This window comes from Streptomyces sp. NPDC092370, assembly GCF_044755265.1.
Lineage (GTDB): Bacteria > Actinomycetota > Actinomycetes > Streptomycetales > Streptomycetaceae > Streptomyces.
Genome location: NZ_JBIVQO010000003.1, coordinates 396,611 through 419,065, shown reverse-complemented (window position 1 = coordinate 419,065; position 22,455 = coordinate 396,611). Strand labels below are relative to the sequence as shown.

Below are 22,455 nucleotides of genomic sequence, written 5' to 3'. Positions count from 1 at the left end.
CGGCCCCTACCCGGCGTGCAGCATCAGCCCGATCCCGACGACCAGCAACCCGGCCGCCGCGATCCTCGGAGCCCCGAACCGCTCCTTGAAGAAGACGGCCCCGATCGCCGCGCCCACGATGACCGACGACTCGCGCAGGGCCGCGACGGGGGCGAGTTCGGCCCTGGCCTGGGCCCACAGGACGAGGGCGTAGGCGACGACGGACAGCGCGGCGCCGAGCAGCCCGACTCCGGCGAACGGCCGCAGCAGGGCGACGGTCCGCCCGCGCCAACGCCACACGGCGTATGCCGGGACGGCGACCCCCTGGACCGTCATCAGCCAGACGATGTAGCCCAGGGAGGACCCGGAGGCCCGCACGCCCAGCCCGTCGACGACGGTGTACACCGCTATGGTCAGCCCGGTCGCGAGGGCCGCCCCGATCGCCGCCCAGTCGGGCCGCCGGCCCCGCAGTCCCCACAGGGCGACGCCGGTCAGCCCCGCGCAGGACAGGGCGATCCCGGCGGCGGCCCACCCGTCGGGCACCTCGTGTGCGAAGAGGGCGGCGAGCAGGGTCACGACGAGGGGCGCGGTGCCCCGGGCGATGGGGTAGGCCTGCCCGAAGTCGCCCAGCCGGAAGGATTTCATCACCAGGGCGTAGTAGGCGATGTGAACGGCGGCGGAGGCGAGCAGATACGGCCAGGCCCGGGCTGCCGGGAAGGCCACGAAGGGCGCGAGTGCCAGCCCGATGGCAACGCCCCCGCCCGAGATCAGCGCGAAGCCTGCCAGCTTGTCGGTGATCTTGTGGGCGAGGGCGTTCCAGCCGGCGTGGGTGACGGCGGCGAGCAGGACGGCAGCGGTGACCAGGGGTGTCACGGGGTGCGCTCGCGCACGTCCACCAGGATGCCGTCGGCGTGGGTGACGAGGTCCGCGGGGGCCATGGGGAAGACGGTGTACGGCGTCCCGGCCGCGGCCCAGACGACGTCGTGCTCCAGCAGGGACCGGTCGGCGAGCACGCGGGTCCTGGTGCGGTGCCCGAAGGGCGGCACGCCGCCGATGGCGTACCCGGTGGTCTCCCGCACGACGTCCACCTTGGCCCGGGTGACCTTGTCCGCGCCGAGCTCCTTGCGGACGAGTTCGAGGTCCACCCGGGAGGCGCCGTCCATCAGCACGAGCACGGGCGCCCCGTCCGCAGCGAAGATCAGCGACTTGCAGATCTGGCTCAGCTCGCACCCGATCGCGGCGGCGGCCTCGGCGGCGGTACGGGTGGCGTCCGGGAAGCGGCGGACCCGCCGCACGAGGTCCCCGAGCCCGAGCTCCCGCAGGGCCTCGGCGAAACGGGGATGTGCTCCGGAGTTCTCGGCGTCAGTGGCGGCTGTCGTCGTCATGCCGTGCACGCTAGCGGTACGTGTACGGGGCATGCGAGGCGGTATCGGCGCGCTGCCCCGGTCCGGTTCAGCCGGCGGCGTCCTCCGGCCGGACGTCCGCGAACTCCCACCAGGCGAGCGGCAGCCAGTCGCCGTCGACGAAGCCGTCGACGGAACCGCCGGTGCCCTGGATGGCCACGCGGGTCCCGACCGGGTAGGTGGTGCCGGACAGTCCGGAGACCGCCACGAGAAGGGTGCCGATACGTCGTGACAAAGCCCTGCTTCCTCTCTCCTCTGGGTGCAAATCATCTCATCATGCACCAGCCTGGTATATGAGCCACGGCACAGATGGAGGTGCTTGACGATGAGGGCTGTTGTATATAAGGGCCCCTTCGAGGTAGCGATAGAGCAAGTGGAGGATCCACGGATTCAACACCCGAACGATGTGCTCGTCCGGGTCACGTCAACGGCCATCTGCGGCTCCGACCTGCACATGTACGAGGGCCGCACGGCCGCGGAGCCGGGCATCGTGTTCGGCCACGAGAACCTCGGCGTCGTCGAGGAGACAGGAGAGGGGGTCACCACCCTCAGCAAGGGCGACCGGGTGGTCATGCCGTTCAATGTCGCCTGCGGGTTCTGCAAGAACTGCTCGGCGGGCTTCACGGGCTTCTGCCTGACGGTGAACCCGGGCTTCGCCGGCGGCGCCTACGGCTACGTCGCGATGGGGCCCTACACCGGAGGCCAGGCGGAGTACGTACGGGTCCCGTACGCCGACTTCAACTGCCTGAAGCTCCCGGAGGGCACGGAGCAGGAGGCCGATTTCGTCCTGCTCGCGGACATCTTCCCGACGGGGTACCACGGCAACGAACTGGCCGACGTGCGCCCCGGTGACACGGTCGCCGTGTACGGCGCCGGGCCGGTCGGGCTGATGGCCGCCTACTCCGCGATGCTGCGCGGTGCGAGCAAGGTGTTCGTGGTCGACCGGGTTGCGGAACGTCTCCAGAAGGCCGAGGAGATCGGCGCGGTCCCGATCGACTTCACCCAGGGCAACCCGGCGGAGCAGATCAAGGAACAGACCGGCGGCGAAGGGACCGACAAGGGAATCGACGCCGTGGGCTACCAGGCCCAGGCGCAGGGCGAGGACCGTGAGGAACCGGCGGTCGTGCTGAACTCCCTCGTCGAGACGGTCCGGCCTACAGGTGCGCTCGGCATCCCCGGCCTCTACGTCCCGAGCGACCCGGGCGGTCCGGACGAGCAGGCCAAGAAGGGCATGCTGATGGTCTCCATCGGGCGCCTCTTCGAGAAGGGGCTCCGCATGGGCACCGGGCAGTGCAACGTCAAGCGGTACAACCGGCACCTGCGGGACATGATCATCGAGGATCGCGCGAAGCCCAGCTTCGTCGTCTCGCACGAACTGCCGCTCGACCAGGCCCCGTCGGCATACGAGAAGTTCGACAAGCGCGTCGAGGGCTACACGAAGGTGGTCCTCCACCCCCAGGCAGCGTAGGAAAGCCCGGGTCGGCCGACAGTCACTCGGTGACGTACGCGAGGAACGACTCCCACGTGGCGGAGACGACCGTCACGTGGGGAGTCCCTGGGATCTTGGAGTCACGGATGTGGGTCGCGGCGGGGGTGTGGGCGACCTCTACGCAGTCGCCGGGTTCGCTGCTACTGCTGTAGCTGCTCTTGAACCAGTGGAGTTCCGGCGTGCTCATAGTCTCCCCAGCACTTGCTCGATAAAGGTCTGCGACTCCCTTGGCGTGAGAGCCTGCGCCCGGATCATGCCATAGCGCAGTTCAAGGACCCGTAGATCGCGGGGACTTGAGACCGGGCGGCCGTTGAACGCGCCCTCGGACCGCCCGATGGCCGTGCCGTCAGCGAACTTCAGCACCTCGATCAGGCCCTGCGTACCCGCGTGCTCGTCCCGATCGGTCGGCATGACTTGGAGCGCCACGTTCCGCAACTTGGCCACCTCCAGCAGGTGTTCGAGTTGGCGGCGCAACACCATCTTGCCCCCGAGTGGCCGTTCGAGCGTCACCTGTTCCTGGACAAAACTGAGATCCGGGGCAGGATCCCGCTCGAAGACAGCCTTGCGGGCCATGCGTGCGGCGCTCTCCCGCTCGATCACGTCGGCAGAAAGGGCAGGCTGGCGCATCTCGAACAGCGCCCTCGCATACTCCGGCGTCTGCAGGAGTCCGTGGACGTTGTGATTGCTGTAGAGCAGCATCTCCACCGCCCGCTCCTCCAACTGCGCCAGCTCCCGCACCTTCTTCGGGTACCGAGCCCTCTCCATGTCCTTCGTGAACGCCCTCAGATGCCCTTGGGCGTTCAGCACCTGGTCCGCCCTGTCCAGGCACTCCGGTCGGGGAATCCGCGCCCCCCGTTCCATCTTGCGGATCATGTCCTCGCCGTAGCCGAGTACCTCGCCCAACTCGGCGACCCGCATCCCCGCCCCTTCCCGGCACACCTTCAGCAGCTTCCCCACCGCCTGCACCAGCGGCTCGATCTCGTCCCCCGGCTCGACATCCCAGCCGGCCTCGTCGACAGCCTCGTTCATGCCCCACCTCCATCGCGCAGCCGTACCCGTACAACGCCCGGGACAGCCGAGACAGCACGAGACAAGCTCCGGACAGTAGTGGTACGCACACGTGCTGTCGCTGATCACGGTAGGCAGACTCCGCCACGCTGAGTCACATGAACCAGGAGACCACCGTCCGCAACGTCAGCCTTCTGCTCTCCCCCACACCCCGGGGAGCCCGGCTCGCCCGGCTCCTCGCCACCGAGCAACTCCGCTCGTGGGGAGTGCCGTTGGACCCGGCCGAGCAGATCGTCGCCGAGCTCGCGACCAACGCCGCCACCCACGGGCGCGTACCCGGCCGGGACTTCCGGCTGACGCTCTACGTCGTCGGCGGCACCCTCCGCATCGAGGTCACGGACACGCGCGGCGACCGGCTTCCCCACCCCACCCGGCCGGTGCCGGACGCCGGCAGCGGCCGTGGCCTCCTCATCGTGGCCGCCCTCGCCGGCCGCTGGGGCGTGACGCCGGGTCCACACCCGCGCAAGACGGTGTGGGCCGAAGTCGAGGTGCCCAGGTGAAAGGCCGGTGAGGGCGCACCGTCCCCACGGTGCCTCACCGGCCGGTCTCTCACGAGCGGTCAGACGCGGACCAGTTCCCTGTCGCCGTCGTCGTCGCCGGGGGCGGTACGCAGCCCCTCGCCCTCCACGTCCACGTTGGGCAGCGCGCGGTCGAGCCACCTGGGCAGCCACCAGGCCGTGCGGCCGAGGAGGGCCAGGACGGCCGGGACGACGGCCATGCGGACGACGAACGCGTCGAAGAACACGGCGATCGCGAGGCCGAAGCCGATCATCTTGACCATGGACTCGGACGAGCCGATGAAGCCGGCGAAGACGGCCATCATGATCACCGCGGCGGCGGTGACGACCCGAGCGCCGTGCCGGAAGCCGGTGACCACGGCCTGGGCCGGCTTCTCCCCGTGGACGTAGGCCTCGCGCATCCGGGTCACGAGGAAAACCTCGTAGTCCATCGCCAGGCCGAAGACCACGCCGACCATGAAGATCGGCATCATCGACATGACCGGTCCGGTCTGCTCCACGCCCATCAGGTCCGACAGCCAGCCCCACTGGAAGACCGCGACGACCGCGCCGAGGGCCGCCATCACCGACAGCAGGAAGCCGAGGGCCGCCTTCAGCGGGACCAGGATCGAGCGGAAGACCACGATCAGCAGGAGGAAGGCCAGACCGACGACCAGCACCAGGTACGGCACCAGCGCGTCGTCGAGCTTCTCGCTGACGTCGATGTTCATCGCCGTGCTGCCGGTGACCAGGACGTTGGCGTCGGTGTCGGTCTTGATGCCCGCGCCCGCGTCCCGGATGCCGTGCACCAGGTCCTCCGTCGTGACGGAGGACGGCTTGGAGCCGGGGATCACGGTGATGGTGGCGGTGTCACCGGCCTTGTTGGGCTGCGCCGGCGTGACCGTCACGACGTCCTTCAGGCCCTTGATCTCGTCGCGGGTCTCGGCGAAGACCGCCTTGGGGTCGGCGCTGTCCTTCGCGTCGACGACGACCATCAGCGGGCCGTTGAAGCCCGGCCCGAAGCCCTCGGACAGCAGGTCGTAGGCGCGGCGCTGGGTGGTGGAGACGGGCTGGGAGCCGTCGTCGGGCAGGCCCAGTTCGAGGGAGGTCGCGGGCACGGCCGCCGCGCCGAGGCCGATGACGCCGAGGAGCAGGACCGCGAGCGGGCGGCGCACGACGAAGCTCGCCCAGCGGGTGCCCAGATTCGGCTTGGCCGGCTTGTCCTGCTTCTTCGCCCGGCCGAGGCGCTTGCCCTTCTCCCCCATCGGCCTGACCTTCCGGCCGGCGTATCCGAGCAGTGCGGGGATCATCGTCAGGGCGATGAGCACCGCGATGGCCACCGTTCCGGCCGCCGCGATGCCCATCTTCGTCAGCATCGGGATGTTGACGACGGACAGGCCGACCAGCGCGATCACCACGGTCAGACCGGCGAAGACCACCGCGGAGCCCGCCGTGCCGACGGCCCGGCCCGCCGCTTCCTCGCGCTCGCGGCCCTCGGCCAGTTCGGCGCGGTAGCGGGAGACGATGAACAGCGCGTAGTCGATGCCGACGGCCAGGCCGATCATCATCGCGAGGGTGGACGTGGTCGTGCCCAGGTCCAGCGCACTGGCCAGACCCGTGATCGCGAAGACGCCGATGCCGACGCCGATGAGCGCCGTCAGCAGCGGCAGTCCGGCCGTGACGAGCGAGCCGAAGGTGATGACCAGGACGACCGCGGCGACCGCGATGCCGATGATCTCGCTGGAGCCGGTGTGCGGAACGGCCTGGAGGGCGTCACCGCCGATCTCGACGGTCAGCCCGGCCTTCCGCGCGTCGTGCGCGCTGTCCTTGAGGGCGTCCTTGGCGGCGTCGTCCAGCTCCATGCCGGAGACCTTGTACGACACCTGCGCGTAGGCGATGGTGCCGTCCTCGCTGACGGCCTTCGCCCGGTACGGGTCGGTGACGCGGACGACCTCGGAGCCGACGGACAGCTCCTTCACCGTGTCCTGGACCGTCGCCCTGTTGCCGGGGTCGGTCATCTTCTCGCCGCTCGGCGCCTTGAAGACGACGCGTGCGGTGGCGCCGTCGGCACTGGTGCCGGGGAAGCGCTGCTCCAGCAGGTCGAAGGCCTTCTGGGCCTCGGTGCCGGGGATGGAGAACGAGCTGTTGCCCGCGGCGGGGGCGCCGGCCGCGCCGGCACCCGCGAGGGTCAGCAGGACCACCCATATCAGGGCGACGACGTGCCGCCGCCGGAACGAGAGCCGGCCGAGTGTGTAGAGGAATGTGGCCACGAGGGCGTACTCCCGGTCAGTCGTGGGGTCTTCAGGGCAGGGGTGATCAGCCCGACGACGTGAGCGGAGACGTCAGGTAGGGGGCTTGCTGGGGGACTACTCGGTGGGCACGCCGAGGGCGGGGAGAACCACGGCGTCGATGTACGAGGTGAGGAAGGCCGTCGTCGGCGGCTTGTCCTCGAGGACCGAGCAGGTGACGAAGGCGCCGAGCATCATGTGCACCACGAACTCCAGCGCGGGGCAGTCCGGACGGACCTCGCCCCGGTCGACGGCACGCTGGAGGAGACGGCGCGAGTCCGCGATCTCCGGCTCGATGATCTGGCTCCTGAACTCGCTGTGGAGGTCCGGGTTGGCGTGCATCGCCGTGGCCAGGCCGCGCATCAGCGCGCCGTTCTGCTCCATCTCGGCGTCGTCCGCACGCGCCATGAGGGCGTGGAAGTCGCCGCGCAGCGAGCCGGTGTCGATCTCGTCGAGGTTCTTCACCGGCTTGATGTGCCGGAGCGCCTTGACGACCAGCTGGGCCTTGCCGCCCCACTGGCGGTAGAGGGTGGCCTTGCTGGAGCGGGTGCGCGCGGCCACGGCGTCCATGGTGAGGGCGTCGTAGCCGACTTCGCGGAGCAGGTCGAGCACGGCCGCGTAGAGCTCGGCCTCACGCTCGGGGGTGATCCGACTGCGACGCGCGGCGGCGACCTCAGCCATCTCTTCCACCTTCCTGCTCCGTACGACACGGTGTCGTACGTGACGAAGATAGCGCAGCCCCGAAGAAAACGAAACCGTTTCGTACATGTGCTGGGTCACGGTCGCACATGTGGGCTGAGTTGCCCCGGTACGTCCCCCGGCAAAGCATGAGGTGGTGACCTATCTGCGTCTGCCGCACCTCCATGACGACCTGCTGTGCTTCGTGGCCGAGGACGACCTCTGGCTCGCCCCGCTCGACGCCCCCGGCCGGGCCTGGCGGCTCACCGTCGACCGCACCAAGGCGGGCCACCCGCGCTTCTCGCCCGACGGCCGCCACCTCGCCTGGACCAGCTGGCGCACCCTGGTGCCCGAGGTCCACGTCGTCCCGGTGGACGGCGGCCCGGGCCGCCAGGTGAGCCACTGGGGCAGCGCCGACACCCGGGTCTGCGGCTGGACCCCGGAGGGGGAGATCCTGGCGGTGGCCTCGCACGGCGAGCCCTTCTCGTTCTACACCTGGGCCTACAAGGTCTCTCCCGGCGGCGACCCGGGCCGCAAACTGCCCTGGGGGCCGGTCTCCGACATCCAGGTCGCCGACGTGGACGGGGAGCGCAGGTCCCTGCTCCTGACCGGCACCCCGCCGCATGAACCGGCCTCCTGGAAGCGCTACCGCGGCGGCGCCACGGGCCGGCTCTGGCTGCACGGCGAACGGCTGCTGGAAGGCCTGGGCGGCCATCTGCACTCCCCCATGTTCGTCGGCGGCCGCATCGCGTTCCTCTCCGACCACGAGGGCGTCGGCAACCTCTACTCCTGCGCCTACGACGGCTCCGGCCTGCGCCGGCACACCGACCACGACGCCTTCTACGCCCGGCACGCCGCGAGCGACGGCACCCGGGTGGTGTACCAGTGCGGGGGCGACCTGTGGCTGGTCGACGACCTGTCCCCACACTCCGAGCCGCGCCGGCTGGACGTACGGCTGAGCGGGCCGCGCGCGGGGCGGCGTCCCTATCAGGTGGCCGCGTCCCGGCACGTCGACGGGCTCTCGGTCGACGAGACCGGGCGGGCCGGCGCGGTCGTCGTGCGCGGCAGCCTGTACTGGCTGACCCACCGGGACGGCCCGGCCCGCACCCTCACCGACACCCCGGGCGTCCGGGTGCGGCTGCCGGAGATGCTCGGCGGCAGCGGGCGGGTGGCGTATGTGACGGACGCCGAGGGCGAGGACGCCGTCGAGATCGCCTCCCTGCCCCGGGTGAGCGGCGACCGTGAGCCCCGGCGTCTGGCCCCCGGTGCGCTGGGCCGGGTGCACGAGCTGGTCTCGGACCCGGAGGGCGAGCGGCTGGCGGTCGCCTCGCACGACGGCCGGCTCCTCCTCCTCGACGTCACGGAGGAATCCGACGGCGAGGTCACCGAGTTGATCCGGTCGGTCAACGGGCCCGTGCGCGACCTCGCGTTCTCGCCGGACGGGGCGTGGCTCACCTGGTCGCACCCGGGCATCGGGCGGACCCTGCGCCAGATCAAGATGGCCCGGCTGACCGGGACACAGGACGGGGAGCGGCTCATCGTCGACGTCACCAACGGCCGCTTCGAGGACGAGAACCCGGTCTTCACCCGCGACGGCCGCTACCTCGCCTTCCTGTCCTGGCGCGGTTTCGACCCGGTCTACGACGTGCACACCGGTGACCTGTCCTTCCCGCTGGGCTGCCGCCCGTACCTGGTGCCGCTGTCCTCCGCGACGCCCTCCCCGTTCGCGGTGAACCCGGAGGGCCGCCCGGCCGCCGGGGGCCTCGATCCGGTGGAGGACGACGACAACGGGGACAGCGGGGCCGTGACCGTCGAGGTCGAGGGGCTGGAGAGCCGGGTCACGCCGTTCCCGGTGGCCGCCTCCAAGTACTCGGCGCTGTACCCGGTGGCGGGCGGCGGGCTGGTGTGGCTGCGCTGGCCGATCTCGGGCGCGCTCGGCGAGACGTTCGCCAACCCGGACGACACCAGCGGCCGGCCGACCCTGGAGCACTTCGGCATCACCAAGGCCAAGAAGGCCGAACTCGCCCAGCACCTCGACTGGTTCGCGGTCAGCGGCGACGGCACCCGGCTGGTGATCGTCGACGAGGGCGAGCTGCGCGCGGTACCGGCCAACGAACAGGGCGACAGCGACTCCACCGTGTGGATCGACGTGCGGCGCATCCTGCACGTGGCCGACCCGGCGGCGGAGTGGCGGCAGTCGTACGAGGAGGCCGGGCGGCTGATCCGGGCCTACTTCTGGGACCCGGGCATGTGCGGCATCGACTGGGACGGCGTACTGGACCAGTACCGCCCGCTGGTCGAACGGGTCGCCTCCCCCGACGAGTTCGCCGACCTGCTGCGCGAGGTGCTCGGCGAGCTCGGCACCTCCCACGCCTATGTCACCGCCGCCCGGCGCAACGAGGGCCCGCCGCACTACCAGCGCCGGCAGGGCCTGCTGGGCGCCAACTTCGTACGCCGGGACGGCGGCTGGGCGGTCAGACGGATCCTGCCCGGTGACTCCTCCGACTCCAAGGCCCGCTCCCCGCTGGCGGGCACCGGCGTCCGGGAGGGCGCGCTCCTCACCCATGTCGACGGCCGCCCGGTGGATCCGGAGGCGGGCCCGTATCCGCTGCTGGCCGGTGCGGGCGGTACGACGGTGGAGCTGACCTTCCGCCCCGCACAGGGCGAGGGTCCGCCCCGGCGGGTCGCCGTCGTCCCGCTCGTCGACGAGCGGCCGCTGCGCTACCAGGACTGGGTGGCCAAACGCCGTGCGGTGGTGCGCGAGTTGAGCGGCGGACGCTGCGGCTACCTGCACATCCCGGACATGGGCGGCTCGGGCTGGGCGCAGTTCAACCGCGACCTGCGCATGGAGGTGTCCCGCCCGGCGCTGATCGTGGACGTGCGCGGCAACGCGGGCGGTCACATCAGCGAGCTGGTCGTCGAGACGCTGAGCCGGACCATCCTCGGCTGGGACCTGACCCGCGACGCCCAGGCGGTGTCGTACACCTCGAACGCGCCGCGGGGCCCGGTGGTGGCCCTGGCGGACGAGGCGACCTCCTCGGACGGCGACATGATCACCGCCGCGTTCAAGCTGCTGAAGCTCGGCCCGGTCGTGGGGCAGCGCACCTGGGGCGGTGTGGTCGGCATGACCGGCCGCCACGAGCTGGGCGACGGCACGGTGATCACGGTGCCGATGAACGCGGCCTGGTTCGACGCCTACGGCTGGTCGGTGGAGAACAAGGGCGTCGCCCCCGACATCGACGTCCTGCGCACCCCGCTGGACTGGGCCGAGGGGCGGCACGCCCAGCTGAGCGACGCGGTGGAACTGGCGCTCGGGCTGCTGGAGACCAACCCGCCGGCGACGCCGCCGACCTACAGCGACGTACCGGACCGCTCCCGCCCGAAGCTGCCGCCCAGGACGTGAACTCCCGGGCCGGGGCGGGACACACAGGGGAAAGGGGCGCCCCGCTCGGGGGCACCCCTTGCCTCAGCACGCATCGTCAGGCGTCGAAGTCCTGGTCGAAGCGGTCCTCCTGCTCGCGCTCACGCTCGCGCTGCGGCTGCGAGCGCTCACGGTCACGGTCACGCTGCGGCTGCGAGGGGTCCATGTCCTCGTCGCGCCGGCGACCGCGGCCCTGCACCTGCTCGCGAGCCTGGTCCGCCTTCTGGCGAGCCTGGTTCTGCCACTGCTCGGACTTCTCCTGGAACTGGTCCTTCATACCCATGTGGGTTCACTCCCGTTGGGGGTGAGGGGATCTGGCTCGATCAGATTCACACGGGCCGTGACGCTGCGCATGTCGATCAGTTACGGAGCGTGTTCCGCTGCTGCTCGTCGGCCGCTCCACCGGCCCCGACCAGGCCCGTGCGCATGCCGGTCAGGCGGTCGGAGAAGCGCCGCATCTCGCGCTGCCCCACCGTCCCGATGACCGCGGGCAGATAACCGCGCACGCCCTGCATCCCGCGCAGCCACCACTGCCCGTACACATGGCTCGACCGGCGTTCGATCCCCTCCACCAGCCGGTCCACGGCAGGACCGAGCGGGTAGGTCTTGTTGGACGGCCAGGGCAGCCGCTGCCTCAACTCCCGCATGACGTCGTCCTGGTCGGCCCCGCGCACCATGTCGGTGTCGGTCCACGACAGATACCCGACCCCCACCTTCACACCCCGGTGCCCGACCTCGGCACGCAGGCTGTGCGCGTACGCCTCCACACCCGACTTGGACGCGCAGTACGCGGTCATCATCGGCGCCGGGGTGATCGCGGCGAGGGAGGCGATCTGGAGCAGATAGCCCCGGCTCTCCGTCAGCAGCGGCAGGAAGGCGCGGGCGGTCACCGCCGAGCCGATCAGGTTGACCTCGATCACCCGCCGCCAGGACTCCGGGTCGGAGTCGGCGAACGGCCCGCCGGTGGCGACACCGGCGTTGGCGACGACGATGTCGACCCGGCCGAAGCGTTCCTTGACCTCGGCCGCGACACGGGCCATCGCCTCGTGGTCGGTGACGTCGGCGTGCCAGTGGTCGCTGTCGCTGTGCAGCCGCGCGGAGACCTGCTTCAGCGCGTCCGGTTCCAGGCCGACCAGCGCCACCCTCACTCCGCGCGCGGAGAGCTTGCGGGCCAGCAACTCCCCGACGCCGCGCGCCGCCCCGGTCACCACGGCGACCTTGCCTTCGAGGCTCACCCTGCTCATGCGCTCTCCTCGGATACGACCTGGATGTGTGTGGTGACGAGCTCGCGTATCTTCGCGGTGACCTGCTCGGGCGCCTCGATCGGCGTCATGTGGCCGATGCCGGACAGCTCGGTGAAACCGGTGCACCGCGGCAGCGCTTCGCACAGGGCCCGGGCATGCACCGGCGGCGTCAGCCGGTCCGCCCCACCGACGATCACGGCCGTGGGCAGGTCCAGTTCCCGCACGCCGTGGTCGAGATCGAGCAGATCCAGCACCTGCGACCAGGAGTGGCGGACCGTGCGGGGGCAGGCGTGCACGATCCGGGCGCACGCCTCGATCATGTGCGGAGCCGAACCGGGTCCCATCGTGCCGTACTTGAGGACGCGGCGGGCGAGCGGCGTGACCGGCCCGAGCGGGGCGCGGGAGCCGAGGATCCGCCGGGTCAGCCAGGTCCGCACCCGCCCGGCCCGCAGGGGGACGACGGTGGCGGCCGCGACCAGCTGCGAACTGCCCGTGCTGCACAGCAGGACGGCGGCCGCGTGCGCACGGAAGGCGGCTCTCCCCGAGGCCGCCATCACGGTCATCCCGCCCATGGAGTGCCCGGTGATCACGGCCTGTTCACCAGGCGCGAGGGTGGCTTCGAGGACGGCTTCCAGATCGTCGGCGAGCGCGTCGGCGCTGCACGCCGGGCTCGCGGGGCTGCGCCCGTGGCCACGTTGGTCGTAGGCGATGACCCGGTGGTCGACGGCCAGGTCGCGGATCTGCGCCGCCCAGAAGGCGGTGGAGCACGTCCAGCCGTGGGCGAGGACGACGGCGGGGCCGAACTCGGGCCCGTGGATCTCGACGTGCAGCCGGGCACCGTCGGCGGAGACGGCGGTCAGCTCGCGCGCCGGGGCGGGCGGGGCGTAGGGGCCGGAGTCGACGGCCAGGAGGCGGCTCACGCGTCCACCTCCGCCTTCTGCGCCGCGTCGGCCTGTCGCGTCGCGGGCGCCCGCAGGACGTCGTACTCGGCGAGGTCCACCCGTCGCGTCGCCCGCCGGAACTCGGCCGTCGTCCCCGGCCAGATGGTGGTGTTGCGACCGCTCGCGTCGAGGTACCAGCTGGTGCAGCCGCCGGTGTTCCACACGGTGCGCTTCATGCGCTCCTGCACCCGGTGGTTCCAGGTGCGCACGGCGTCGGGGCGGGCGTCCAGGGCGACCCGGCCGCCGAGGACGTCGAGTTGGCGGAGGTAGTCGGCGAGGTAGTTCAGCTGGGACTCGATCATGAGGATCATCGAGGAGTTCCCGAGGCCGGTGTTGGGCCCGATGACCGTCATCCAGTTGGGGAAGCCGGCCGCCGAGGCGCCGCGCAGCGCCTCCATGCCGCCCTTCCAGGTCTCGGCAAGGGTCCGCCCGTCGGCGCCCACGACCCGTTCGGCGATGGGCATGTCGGTGACGTGGAAGCCGGTGCCGAAGACGATCGCGTCGACCTCGGCCTCACTGCCGTCGGCGGCCACCAGGGTGGAGCCGCGCACCTCGGCCAGACCGCTCGCGACGACGTCCACGTTGGGCTGCGCGATCGCCGGGTAGTACTCGCTGGACAGCAGGATCCGCTTGCAGCCGATGCGGTAGTCCGGGGTGAGCTTCGCCCGCAGGGCCGGGTCCTTGATGGCGCGGGCCATGTTGCGCCGGGCCAGCTGCTCGACGAAGCCGAGCTCGTTCGGGCGTTTGGTGAACGCCTGGACCTGCAACTCCCGGATGCCCCACAGCAGTCCACGCCTGACCTGCGAGGTGAAGGGCAGCTGCCGGTGGAGCCACCGCTCGGCGCCGCTGATGGCCCGGTCCATGCGGGGCATCACCCATGGCGGGGTGCGCTGGAAGAGGGTGAGCCGGGAGACGTCGGGCTGGATGGCCGGCACGATCTGGATGGCCGAGGCGCCGGTGCCCACCATGGCGACGCGCTTGCCGCGCAGGTCGTAGTCGTGGTCCCAGCGGGCGGAGTGGAACACCTGGCCGGGGAAGGACTCCAGCCCGGGGATGTCCGGCACCTTCGGGTCGGACAGGGGCCCGGTGGCCGACACGACCATGTCCGCCGACAGGTTCCCGCTGCTGGTCTCGATGTCCCAGCACAGCCGCTCGCTGTTCCAGGTCATCCGCTTCACCTCCGAGTCGAAGCGGATGTGCGGCCGCAGCCGGAACACGTCCGCCACGTGCTCCAGATAGGCGCGGATGTGCTCCTGCCCCGAGAAGGTGCGCGGCCAGTCGGGGTTGGGCGCGAAGGAGAACGAGTACAGGTGGGACGGCACATCGCACGCGCACCCCGGGTAGCTGTTGTCCCGCCAGGTGCCGCCGACACTGCTCGCCCGCTCCAGGACGACGAAGTCGGTGACACCTTCGCGGCGCAGCCGCACGGCGGCCCCCAGCCCGCCGAACCCGGACCCGACCACCGCGACCCGCACATGCTCGTGTTCGCGCTCGCCCATGCCGACACCTCCACACACACCACGAGAACCATGCCAGTGAACACTGGCGCAATGGGAGCGTAGGGCAGCGGCGTACCGATGGGTAGGGGGTGGCCAGGAAAGTTACCCCCGGTACGCCTTAAGGTGCCCAGGTGGCCGAGAAGCGTGAATACCGCATGGAAGAGCTGGCCCGCCTCGCCGGGATCACGGTGCGCACCCTGCGTTTCTACCGCGAACGCAAACTGATTCCGCCACCCCGCCGCGAGGGCCGCATCGCCTGGTACGACGATCACCACCTGGCCCGGCTGCGCACGATCACGGCCCTGCTGGAGCGCGGCCACACCCTCAGCGGCATCGCCGAACTGGCCGAGGCCTTCGACCACGGCCGGGACGTCGGCGAACTGCTCGGCGTCGGCGGCCCCACCGAGGAGGAGCCGGTCCACCTCACCCCCGAGGAACTCGCCGACCACTTCGCCGGCGAGGCCACTCCCGAGAACCTCGCCGCCGCGATGGAGCTCGGCTACCTCGGCACCGACGGCGAGGAGATCGTCCACATCAGCCGCCGCCTCCTGGACGTCTCCGCGGCCCTGGTCCGCGAGGGCATCCCCCTCGCGGAGGTCCTCGGCGCGGCCAAGGAGGTCCGGTCCCACGCCGACGCCCTGGCCGGCCTCTTCGCGGACCTGGTCCTGCGGCACGCCTCCGCGCAGGACCTGCCCCGCCTGCGCCCCCTGGCACGGAGCGTGGTGGAGGCGGAGCTGTCCCTGGCGCTGGACCGCAGGATGCACAAGCCCTAACGGTCGTAGACGACGGTCACCGGCGCATGGTCGGACCACCGCTCCGCGTGCGTCGCGGCGCGCTCCACGAACCCCTTGACCGCCCGCTCGGCGAGCCCCGGGGTGGCCACGTGGTAGTCGATGCGCCATCCCGTGTCGTTGTCGAAGGCCCGCCCGCGGTACGACCACCACGAGTACGGCCCCTCGGTGTCCGGGTGCAGGGCGCGTACGACGTCCACGTATCCGCCGTCGGCCGGGTCGAGGACCCGCCCGAGCCACTCCCGCTCCTCGGGCAGGAACCCCGAGTTCTTGGTGTTGCCGCGCCAGTTCCTCAGGTCGGCCCGCTGGTGGGCGATGTTCCAGTCACCGCAGACCAGCACCTCGCGCCCCTCGGCGGCGGCACGCTCCCGCAGCCCCTTCAGATGGGCGAGGAACTCACCCATGAAGCGTTCCTTCTCGTCCTGACGCTCGGTGCCGACCTCGCCGGAGGGCAGATACAGCGAGGCGACGGTGACCCCCGGCAGGTCCACCTCGACGTACCGCCCGCTGCCGTCGAACTCGGCGGAGCCGAAGCCGATCCGCACCCGGTCGGGCTCACGGCGGCTGTACAGGGACACCCCGGCCCGCCCCTTGGCGGCGGCCGGCGCGTGCACCACGTGCCACCCCTCGGGCTCCCGGACATGCCCGGGCAGCTGCTCCGGCTCGGCGCGCACCTCCTGCAGGCACAGCACGTCGGCTTCGGTCCGTGCGAGCCACTCCACGAAACCCTTCTTCGCGGCGGCACGCAGCCCGTTCACATTCACAGAGGTCACTGTCAGCACAACACTCTCCTCGACATCACAGGCGACCCCATCGGCAGGACCCGTTGTCGGAGGTCACAGTGAGCACCCCGGCACGATACCGGCACTCTGGACGAGGTCCAGTTCCGGATCGAATACGGTAGCGGCCATGCACATCCGCCGGGTCTCCTTCGACCACCCCGACGCCATGAAGCTGAACGACCAGGTCCAGGCCGAGTACGCCGTCCGCTACGGGGACGACGGCGACGCCACGCCCATGGCCGCCGCGGACTTCGCCCCGCCGAGCGGCGTCTACCTGATCGCGTACGACGAGCGCGGCACCCCCGTCGCCTCGGGCGGCTGGCGCGCCCAGGACGTCAACGACGAGGGCAACCTCGACGGCGACGCCGAACTCAAGCGCATGTATGTGATCGACGGCATGCGGGGCCGGGGCCTCGCCCGCCGCATCCTGGCCGCCCTGGAGGAGGACGCCCGCGCGGCGGGCCGCGTCCGCATGGTGCTGGAAACCGGCACCAAGCAGCCGGAGGCCATAGCCCTGTACACGTCCAGCGGCTACGAGCCGTGCGCCAAGTTCGGCTACTACCGCTTCCATGACGAGAGCCGCTGTTTCGCGAAGCGGCTCTGACTCACCGGCTGACAAGGGCTCAGCGGCAGTCCCGCCCGGAGCCCTTGTCACCCGGAGCGCCGTCCCGGCGCGCCACCACTCGGTCACCGAGCCGGTCTCGCCGCGCCGAGACGGCGGAACCAGGGCAAAAGATCCGCGAAAGCCCCATGTGCCGTTGAACACACGTCAGAGCCCCGGTCGGGAATCCCGACCGGGGCTCTGAGCTGCGTGGACCTGAGGGGATTTGAACCCCTGGCCCCCTCGATGCGAACGAGGTGCGCTACCGGACTGCGCCACAGGCCCTTGCAACGAGTGAAACTTTAGCACCCCGATCGGCCTGCTTGGAAATCCGTTCCCGAGGGCCGGTCACCTGCGGCTTCATGGCCCTATTCGTTGGCGGCCCGGGGCCGCTCGCCGTCTTCGTACTGATCGAACAGGGGGGTGCGTCCGCGCTCCCGGGCCCGCCGGGCAGAGGCCGCCCTCCGGGCGTCGGTTCGTCCGTCGCCGTCGCCGTCGCCCGCGTCCTCCTGGGCGGGGTGGTCCGGCTCACCCGGGTGGTCGGCGGCGCCGGAGTCGTCGTCCTCGTTCGGGGCGACGGTGCTCGACCGGGCCGAGCTCCAGGTGTCGGGGGCGCCGAGGTCCACGTCGCTGGTGGCCCGCGGGGCGACCGGAGCCGTCACGTACGTCGGCAGGGGCACCGGCACCGGTTCCCAGCTGTCGCCGCCCTGCCCGGGCCGCCGCTGCCGCTCGCGCTGCTGGTCGACCCACTCCGCGTGGTCGGTCTGCTCGACGAGGGCGCGCCGGTCCGCCGCCAGGGCCGACAGACCGGGGTCGGTCACCGGCCCGGGTCCCTCCTCCGGTTCGTCGATCTCCTCGTCGGCGACGGGACGCCGGCGGGGCTGGCGCTGCCGCTCCCGCAGGCGCTGGGCCGCGGCCTCGGCCATGCGGCGGTCCATCTGGTAGGTGAAGCGGCGCCGCTCCTGGGAGCGGAGGTACGCGATGTAGACGCTGAGCATGACCGCGGGCACGCCGGGCGCCCACAGGAACGCGAGTCCCCCCACCGCGGCGACGATCGCGCCGAGGGTGAAGGCGAGGAACAGCATGATGGTGGTGCGCCGACGGCGCGCGAGCACCTTCGAGCGCCGGGCCCGCGCTGCGGCCGCCTGGTCCGCCTGCGCCGAGGCGCCGCGCCGGGCGGCGGGGACCCGCTCCCGGGGACGCCCGGTACGCGCCGCGCGGGGTGCGGGCGACTGACGGGCCGGGGGTTCGGGCGCCGTCGGGCGGGCCGACTGCTCGGGGGCGGGCGACGACAGGGGTGCCTGGGTCTGCGGACGGGTCTTGGACACGGCGAAGGCCCGGACGTCCACCGAGTCGGTGACGGCGTCCAGGTCGTCGGCGCCCTGCTCCCCCTCGTCGGCGAAGCGGGCCCGCAGGTCCTTGGCGTACCGGCGCTCCATCCCCGCCCGTCCGGACAGCAGCCGGATGGCGGTGCTGAAGCGTTCCGTCGGACGGGCCTCGTTCAGCTCGTCCTGCCTACGGAGCCACATCGGCACCAAGTAGGCGGCCCAGGCCCCGACAATGACTGCGTAGATGAGGCCGCTGCTGCTCACGCCTCACACCGTAGAGGGGTTTGCGTGAGGCCATCTGCCAATTGAGCCGGTGTGTCGCACGATCTGGCTGATATTTCGAACTTTTCTTGTGACCGATGCGATCAGCAGACCGCCCAGGCCGGGAATTCATTGCCCCGAGACGGTCACCGACCGATCAATTTCGAACACTTATTCAATTTCCGGGGTGGTGCCGCATTCCCCGATTACTCTGCGATCGTGCCCGGTGCCAGCGCCTCAGCAGCCCGTCCGGGACCTCTTCCGCCGTGAGCGCGAAGACGAGGTGGTCACGCCAGGCCCCGTCGATGTGGAGATAGCGCGGCCGCAGGCCCTCCTCACGGAATCCTAGTTTTTCCACGACCCGGCGGCTGGGCCCGTTCTCCGGGCGAATGCACACCTCGATGCGATGCAGCCCGACAGCCCGGAAACAGTGGTCCACGGCGAGCGCCACCGCCGTCGGCATCACCCCGCGGCCGGCCACCGACTCGTCCACCCAGTAGCCGACGTGCCCCGAGCACATCGAGCCCCAGGTGATCCCGGCGACCGTCAACTGCCCGACCAGCCGCCCCTCGTACTCGATGACGAAGGGCAGCATCCGGCCCGCGTTCGCCTCCGACCTCAGATGGCGGACCATCTGGCGGAAGGTCGGGCGGTGTGCCATCGGCCCACCGGGCGTGGGCGGCGGGATCGTCGCCTCCCAGGGGCGCAGCCAGTCGCGGTTGCGCCGGTTGACCTCGCGCCACGCCCGCTGGTCGCGCAGCTTTATCGGCCGAAGGACGATGTCGCCGTCCACCAGCTCCACGGGCCAGGATGGGCTGTTCAGCTCGCACCCCCGCTGCCGGGTCTGGGGTGATCGCCGCCCCGAAGCTGTTCGACGGCATGCACGAGCAACGGCTCCAGGACGGCGAGGCCGTCCTTCACGCCGCCGCTGGAGCCGGGCAGATTCACGATCAGCGTCCCGCCCGCCACTCCTGCCAGGCCCCGGGAAAGCGCCGCGGTCGGCACCTTCTGCCGGCCGAACGCCCTGATGGCCTCGGCGATGCCCGGCACCTCGTGGTCGATCACGCGGCGGGTGGCCTCGGGGGTGCGGTCGGTGGGCGAGATGCCCGTGCCGCCCGTGGTGACGATGACGTCGTAGCCGGCGTCCACCCCGGCGCGCAGGGCGGACTCCACCGGGTCCCCGTCGGGGACGACCTGGGGGCCGTCGACCTCGAAGCCGAAGCCCTTCAGGCCGTCGGAGATCAGCGGGCCGCCCTTGTCCTCGTAGATCCCGGCGGCGGCCCGGTTCGACGCCGTGACGACGAGAGCGCGATAGGTCATGCCCGGCTCCAGTCGCCCGACTTGCCGCCCGTCTTCTCCTCCACCCGCACGTCCGTGATGACCGCTCCCTTGTCGACCGCCTTGACCATGTCGATCACGGTGAGCGCGGCGACGGAGACCGCGGTGAGGGCCTCCATCTCGACACCCGTGCGGTCCGTCGTCTTCACGGTGGCCAGGATCTCCACGGCGTCGTCCGCGACCGACAGGTCCAGTTTCACACCGGACACCGACAACGGGTGGCAGAGCGGGATCAGATCGGGGGTGCGTTTGGCGCCCATGATCCCGGCGATCCGCGCGGTCGCGAGGGCGTCGCCCTTGGGGACACCCTCGCCGCGCAGCAACTCGATCACGCGGGGCGAGACGAGAACGCGTCCACTGGCGCGGGCGGTGCGCGCGGTCACGTCCTTCTCCGACACATCGACCATGCGGGCGGCGCCCGCCTCGTCGATGTGCGTCAGCCGATCCGGCGTACGGCCGTCGTGCGGGGGTGGGTCCTGCGTGCTCATGCTGTGTGGCGCTCCCGGTCCGGGCCCGTCGCGGTGCGGCGCACGGGCCTGTTGTGCGCGACACGGTACTCCCAACCAGCGCCTCTCAGCCGAGCAGGACCACCTCGACCTCGGTGCCGGGCTCGACGGAGACGGTGTCCTCGGGTACGGCGATCAGGGCGTCCGCGTGGGCGAGGGCCGCGATCAGATGGGATCCGGCGCCCCCCACCGGGGTGACCTTGCCGTCGGCGTACGCGCCGCGCAGGAACTGGCGGCGGCCCTTCGGGGAGGTCAGCGTCTGGTCGGCCGTCAGGGTCGCCCGGGTCGTGGGGCGGTGGACGTCCTTCAGCCCCATGAGGGTGCGGATCGCGGGGCGGACGAACAACTCGAAGGAGACGTACGACGACACCGGGTTGCCGGGCAGGGCCAGCAGCGGGATGTGGTCGGGGCCGATGGAGCCGAAGCCCTGGGGCTTGCCGGGCTGCATGGCGAGCTTGCGGAAGTCGATGCCGCTGCCGGCCTCGTCCTCGTCGCCGACGTGGGAGAGAGCCTCCTTGACGACGTCGTACGCCCCGACGCTCACACCGCCCGTGGTGACCATCAGGTCGGCGCGGACCAGTTGGTCCTCGATGGTGGAGCGCAGGATCTCGGCGTCGTCGGCGACAGCGCCCACGCGGTAGGCGATGGCGCCGGCGTCGCGGGCGGCGGCGGTGAGGGCGAAGCTGTTGGAGTCGTAGATCTGGCCGGTGCCCAGTTCCGTGTCCGGCTGGACGAGTTCGCTGCCGGTGGAGACCACCACCACGCGCGGGCGAGGGCGTACGCGGACGGTGCCGCGGCCGATCGCGGCGAGCAGGGCGATCTGGGGCGGGCCGAGGATCGTGCCGGCCTCCAGGGCGCGGTCGCCGGCCTTCACGTCGCTGCCCTTCGCGCGCACGTGCGCGCGTGCCTCGGCGGGGCGGTACACGTAGACATGCCCCGTGGCGCCCTCGGGGCCGAGGCTGCGGGCGCGCATCTGGTGCACCGGGCCCTCGCCGAGCCCGCCGTCGGTCCACTCGACGGGCACGACCGCCTCGGCGCCGGGCGGCAGCGGAGCGCCGGTCATGATGCGGGCGGCCTGGCCGGGGCCCACGGGGAGCGATTCGGCCTGGCCCGCGGCGACGTCCCCGACGACCTCCAGGGCCGCCGGGTACTCCTCGCTCGCGCCCGCCACGTCCGCGACCCGTACCGCGTAGCCGTCCATCGAGCTGTTGTCGAAGGGCGGCAGGGACACCGGCACCGTGATGTCCTCGACGAGGACGCAGCCCTGGGCGTCGAGCAGGTTCAGCTCGATGGGTTCCAGGGGCCGGACGGTGGCGAGGATGTCCTCCAGGTGCTCGTCCACCGACCACAGGTGGTCGGGGCCGGAGTGGTCCTGGCCGGTGACGTGGGGCGCGGCGCTGCTCAACGTGCTACATCTCCTCGGCTACGTAACGGCGAAGCCAGGTCCGGAAGTCCGGGCCCAGGTCTTCACGTTCGCATGCGAGTCGGACAATGGCACGCAGGTAGTCACCGCGGTCGCCGGTGTCATAGCGGCGGCCCTTGAAGACGACGCCGTGCACGGGGCCGCCGATCTTCTCGTCCGCGGCGAGCTGCTGGAGGGCGTCGGTGAGCTGGATCTCGCCGCCGCGGCCCGGCTCGGTCCGGCGCAGTATCCCGAAGATGTGCGGGTCGAGGACGTAGCGGCCGATGATGGCGTAGTTGGACGGGGCGTCGGCCGGGTCGGGCTTCTCGACGAGGCCGCTGATCCGGACGACGTCGCTGTCCTCGGTGGTCTCCACGGCGGCGCAACCGTAGAGGTGGATCTGCTCGGGGGAGACCTCCATGAGCGCGATGACGCTGCCGCCGCGCTGCTCCTGGACCTCGACCATGCGCTGCAGCAGCGGGTCGCGGGGGTCGATGAGGTCGTCGCCGAGGAGGACCGCGAAGGGCTCGTCCCCCACGTGCGGGGCGGCGCACAGGACGGCGTGGCCGAGGCCCTTGGGGTCGCCCTGGCGGACGTAGTGCATGGTCGCGAGGTCGCTGGACTCCTGCACCTTGGCGAGACGGCCGGCGTCGCCCTTCTTCTGCAGGGCCGATTCCAGCTCGTAGTTGCGGTCGAAGTGGTCCTCGAGGGGGCGCTTGTTGCGGCCCGTCACCATGAGGACGTCGTCGAGACCCGCGGCGACCGCCTCCTCGACCACGTACTGGATCGCGGGCTTGTCCACGACCGGCAGCATCTCCTTGGGAGTGGCTTTGGTGGCCGGCAGAAACCGGGTGCCGAGGCCTGCTGCGGGAATGACAGCCTTGCTGATCCGAGGGTGCGACTGAGTCATGGCCGCCACCCTATCCGGTGCCTTTGGAT

General features: G+C 71.4%; 23 protein-coding genes and 1 tRNA gene. 5 read left to right on the top strand and 19 right to left on the bottom strand.

From position 1 onward, the window contains the following. Positions 1-6: 6 nt before the first annotated feature. From ACIQHQ_RS13130 to ACIQHQ_RS13120, 3 genes are all read right to left on the bottom strand, one after another. Positions 7-852: an EamA family transporter gene (locus ACIQHQ_RS13130; RefSeq protein WP_402612011.1), complete on the bottom strand. Its 846-nt coding sequence runs from the start codon at positions 850-852 to the stop codon at positions 7-9. Further along, positions 849-1,364: a YbaK/EbsC family protein gene (locus tag ACIQHQ_RS13125; RefSeq protein ID WP_402612010.1), complete on the bottom strand. Its 516-nt coding sequence runs from the start codon at positions 1,362-1,364 to the stop codon at positions 849-851. Before ACIQHQ_RS13125 ends, ACIQHQ_RS13130 begins: the two co-directional genes overlap by 4 nt. A 67-nt stretch (positions 1,365-1,431) precedes the next feature. Then, on the bottom strand, positions 1,432-1,617 hold the full coding sequence (locus ACIQHQ_RS13120; protein WP_033312110.1) for a hypothetical protein: 186 nt from the start codon (positions 1,615-1,617) through the stop codon (positions 1,432-1,434). Between the two features lie 90 nt (positions 1,618-1,707). On the opposite strand from ACIQHQ_RS13120, the gene ACIQHQ_RS13115 reads away from it, so the two are divergent. Then, positions 1,708-2,850, top strand: a complete 1,143-nt coding sequence (locus ACIQHQ_RS13115) for a glutathione-independent formaldehyde dehydrogenase (protein ID WP_402612009.1) — start codon at positions 1,708-1,710, stop codon at positions 2,848-2,850. 22 nt (positions 2,851-2,872) lie between these two features. Here ACIQHQ_RS13115 and ACIQHQ_RS13110 read toward each other — a convergent pair whose 3' ends face one another. Then, positions 2,873-3,058: a DUF397 domain-containing protein gene (locus ACIQHQ_RS13110; protein ID WP_402612008.1), complete on the bottom strand. Its 186-nt coding sequence runs from the start codon at positions 3,056-3,058 to the stop codon at positions 2,873-2,875. Further along, the gene (locus tag ACIQHQ_RS13105) at positions 3,055-3,900 is read right to left on the bottom strand and encodes a helix-turn-helix domain-containing protein (protein WP_402612007.1); all 846 of its coding nucleotides are present in this window, start codon (positions 3,898-3,900) and stop codon (positions 3,055-3,057) included. The genes ACIQHQ_RS13110 and ACIQHQ_RS13105 overlap by 4 nt, the downstream gene beginning before the upstream one ends. A gap of 137 nt (positions 3,901-4,037) precedes the next feature. Between ACIQHQ_RS13105 and ACIQHQ_RS13100 the strand changes: the two genes are divergently transcribed. Beyond that, positions 4,038-4,439, top strand: a complete 402-nt coding sequence (locus tag ACIQHQ_RS13100) for an ATP-binding protein (RefSeq protein WP_402612006.1) — start codon at positions 4,038-4,040, stop codon at positions 4,437-4,439. A gap of 59 nt (positions 4,440-4,498) precedes the next feature. Here the strand turns inward: ACIQHQ_RS13100 and ACIQHQ_RS13095 are convergent, their stop codons facing one another. Then, positions 4,499-6,706 carry an MMPL family transporter gene (locus tag ACIQHQ_RS13095; protein WP_402612005.1) on the bottom strand — a complete coding sequence of 736 codons (2,208 nt, stop codon included), beginning with the start codon at positions 6,704-6,706 and terminating at the stop codon, positions 4,499-4,501. A gap of 96 nt (positions 6,707-6,802) precedes the next feature. Next, positions 6,803-7,405: a TetR/AcrR family transcriptional regulator gene (locus tag ACIQHQ_RS13090; RefSeq protein ID WP_402612004.1), complete on the bottom strand. Its 603-nt coding sequence runs from the start codon at positions 7,403-7,405 to the stop codon at positions 6,803-6,805. A 154-nt stretch (positions 7,406-7,559) separates the two neighbouring features. Here ACIQHQ_RS13090 and ACIQHQ_RS13085 point away from each other — a divergent pair, with 154 nt between their 5' ends. Further along, on the top strand, positions 7,560-10,805 hold the full coding sequence (locus ACIQHQ_RS13085; RefSeq protein ID WP_402612003.1) for a S41 family peptidase: 3,246 nt from the start codon (positions 7,560-7,562) through the stop codon (positions 10,803-10,805). Positions 10,806-10,881: 76 nt separating this feature from the next. Here ACIQHQ_RS13085 and ACIQHQ_RS13080 read toward each other — a convergent pair whose 3' ends face one another. The 4 genes from ACIQHQ_RS13080 to ACIQHQ_RS13065 form a co-directional block, all read right to left on the bottom strand. After that, positions 10,882-11,106 (bottom strand): hypothetical protein, encoded by a 225-nt coding sequence (locus ACIQHQ_RS13080; RefSeq protein WP_390987035.1) that lies wholly within the window; start codon positions 11,104-11,106, stop codon positions 10,882-10,884. 76 nt (positions 11,107-11,182) lie between these two features. Beyond that, positions 11,183-12,067 carry an SDR family oxidoreductase gene (locus ACIQHQ_RS13075; RefSeq protein WP_402612002.1) on the bottom strand — a complete coding sequence of 295 codons (885 nt, stop codon included), beginning with the start codon at positions 12,065-12,067 and terminating at the stop codon, positions 11,183-11,185. Continuing rightward, the gene (locus tag ACIQHQ_RS13070) at positions 12,064-12,987 is read right to left on the bottom strand and encodes an alpha/beta fold hydrolase (protein ID WP_402612001.1); all 924 of its coding nucleotides are present in this window, start codon (positions 12,985-12,987) and stop codon (positions 12,064-12,066) included. The genes ACIQHQ_RS13075 and ACIQHQ_RS13070 overlap by 4 nt, the downstream gene beginning before the upstream one ends. Next, a complete protein-coding gene (locus ACIQHQ_RS13065) occupies positions 12,984-14,507 on the bottom strand; it encodes a flavin-containing monooxygenase (RefSeq protein WP_402612000.1) in 1,524 nt (507 codons plus the stop codon). Before ACIQHQ_RS13065 ends, ACIQHQ_RS13070 begins: the two co-directional genes overlap by 4 nt. A 131-nt stretch (positions 14,508-14,638) precedes the next feature. On the opposite strand from ACIQHQ_RS13065, the gene ACIQHQ_RS13060 reads away from it, so the two are divergent. After that, positions 14,639-15,280, top strand: a complete 642-nt coding sequence (locus ACIQHQ_RS13060) for a MerR family transcriptional regulator (RefSeq protein WP_402611999.1) — start codon at positions 14,639-14,641, stop codon at positions 15,278-15,280. Here the strand turns inward: ACIQHQ_RS13060 and ACIQHQ_RS13055 are convergent. Then, a complete protein-coding gene (locus ACIQHQ_RS13055; protein ID WP_402611998.1) occupies positions 15,277-16,080 on the bottom strand; it encodes an exodeoxyribonuclease III in 804 nt (267 codons plus the stop codon). The genes ACIQHQ_RS13060 and ACIQHQ_RS13055 overlap by 4 nt on opposite strands. A 127-nt stretch (positions 16,081-16,207) precedes the next feature. Between ACIQHQ_RS13055 and ACIQHQ_RS13050 the strand changes: the two genes are divergently transcribed. Beyond that, positions 16,208-16,684, top strand: coding sequence for a GNAT family N-acetyltransferase (locus ACIQHQ_RS13050; RefSeq protein ID WP_402611997.1), 477 nt, complete (start codon positions 16,208-16,210; stop codon positions 16,682-16,684). A gap of 208 nt (positions 16,685-16,892) precedes the next feature. Here the strand turns inward: ACIQHQ_RS13050 and ACIQHQ_RS13045 are convergent. From ACIQHQ_RS13045 to galU, 7 genes are all read right to left on the bottom strand, one after another. Next, positions 16,893-16,966, bottom strand: a tRNA-Ala gene (locus ACIQHQ_RS13045). 83 nt (positions 16,967-17,049) lie between these two features. Beyond that, positions 17,050-18,273, bottom strand: a complete 1,224-nt coding sequence (glpR, locus tag ACIQHQ_RS13040; protein WP_402611996.1) for a gephyrin-like molybdotransferase receptor GlpR — start codon at positions 18,271-18,273, stop codon at positions 17,050-17,052. A 172-nt stretch (positions 18,274-18,445) separates the two neighbouring features. Beyond that, complete coding sequence (locus tag ACIQHQ_RS13035) at positions 18,446-19,066, bottom strand: GNAT family N-acetyltransferase (protein ID WP_402612180.1); 621 nt, start codon at positions 19,064-19,066, stop codon at positions 18,446-18,448. Between the two features lie 23 nt (positions 19,067-19,089). Continuing rightward, on the bottom strand, positions 19,090-19,590 hold the full coding sequence (locus ACIQHQ_RS13030) for a molybdenum cofactor biosynthesis protein B (protein WP_402611995.1): 501 nt from the start codon (positions 19,588-19,590) through the stop codon (positions 19,090-19,092). Further along, positions 19,587-20,096: a cyclic pyranopterin monophosphate synthase MoaC gene (gene moaC / locus ACIQHQ_RS13025; RefSeq protein WP_390987057.1), complete on the bottom strand. Its 510-nt coding sequence runs from the start codon at positions 20,094-20,096 to the stop codon at positions 19,587-19,589. Before moaC ends, ACIQHQ_RS13030 begins: the two co-directional genes overlap by 4 nt. Before the next feature lie 85 nt (positions 20,097-20,181). Continuing rightward, positions 20,182-21,519 (bottom strand): gephyrin-like molybdotransferase Glp, encoded by a 1,338-nt coding sequence (gene glp, locus ACIQHQ_RS13020; RefSeq protein ID WP_402611994.1) that lies wholly within the window; start codon positions 21,517-21,519, stop codon positions 20,182-20,184. 4 nt (positions 21,520-21,523) lie between these two features. Then, entirely contained in the window at positions 21,524-22,426 is a 903-nt protein-coding gene (galU, locus tag ACIQHQ_RS13015; RefSeq protein WP_402611993.1) for a UTP--glucose-1-phosphate uridylyltransferase GalU, read from the bottom strand. Positions 22,427-22,455 lie beyond the last annotated feature (29 nt).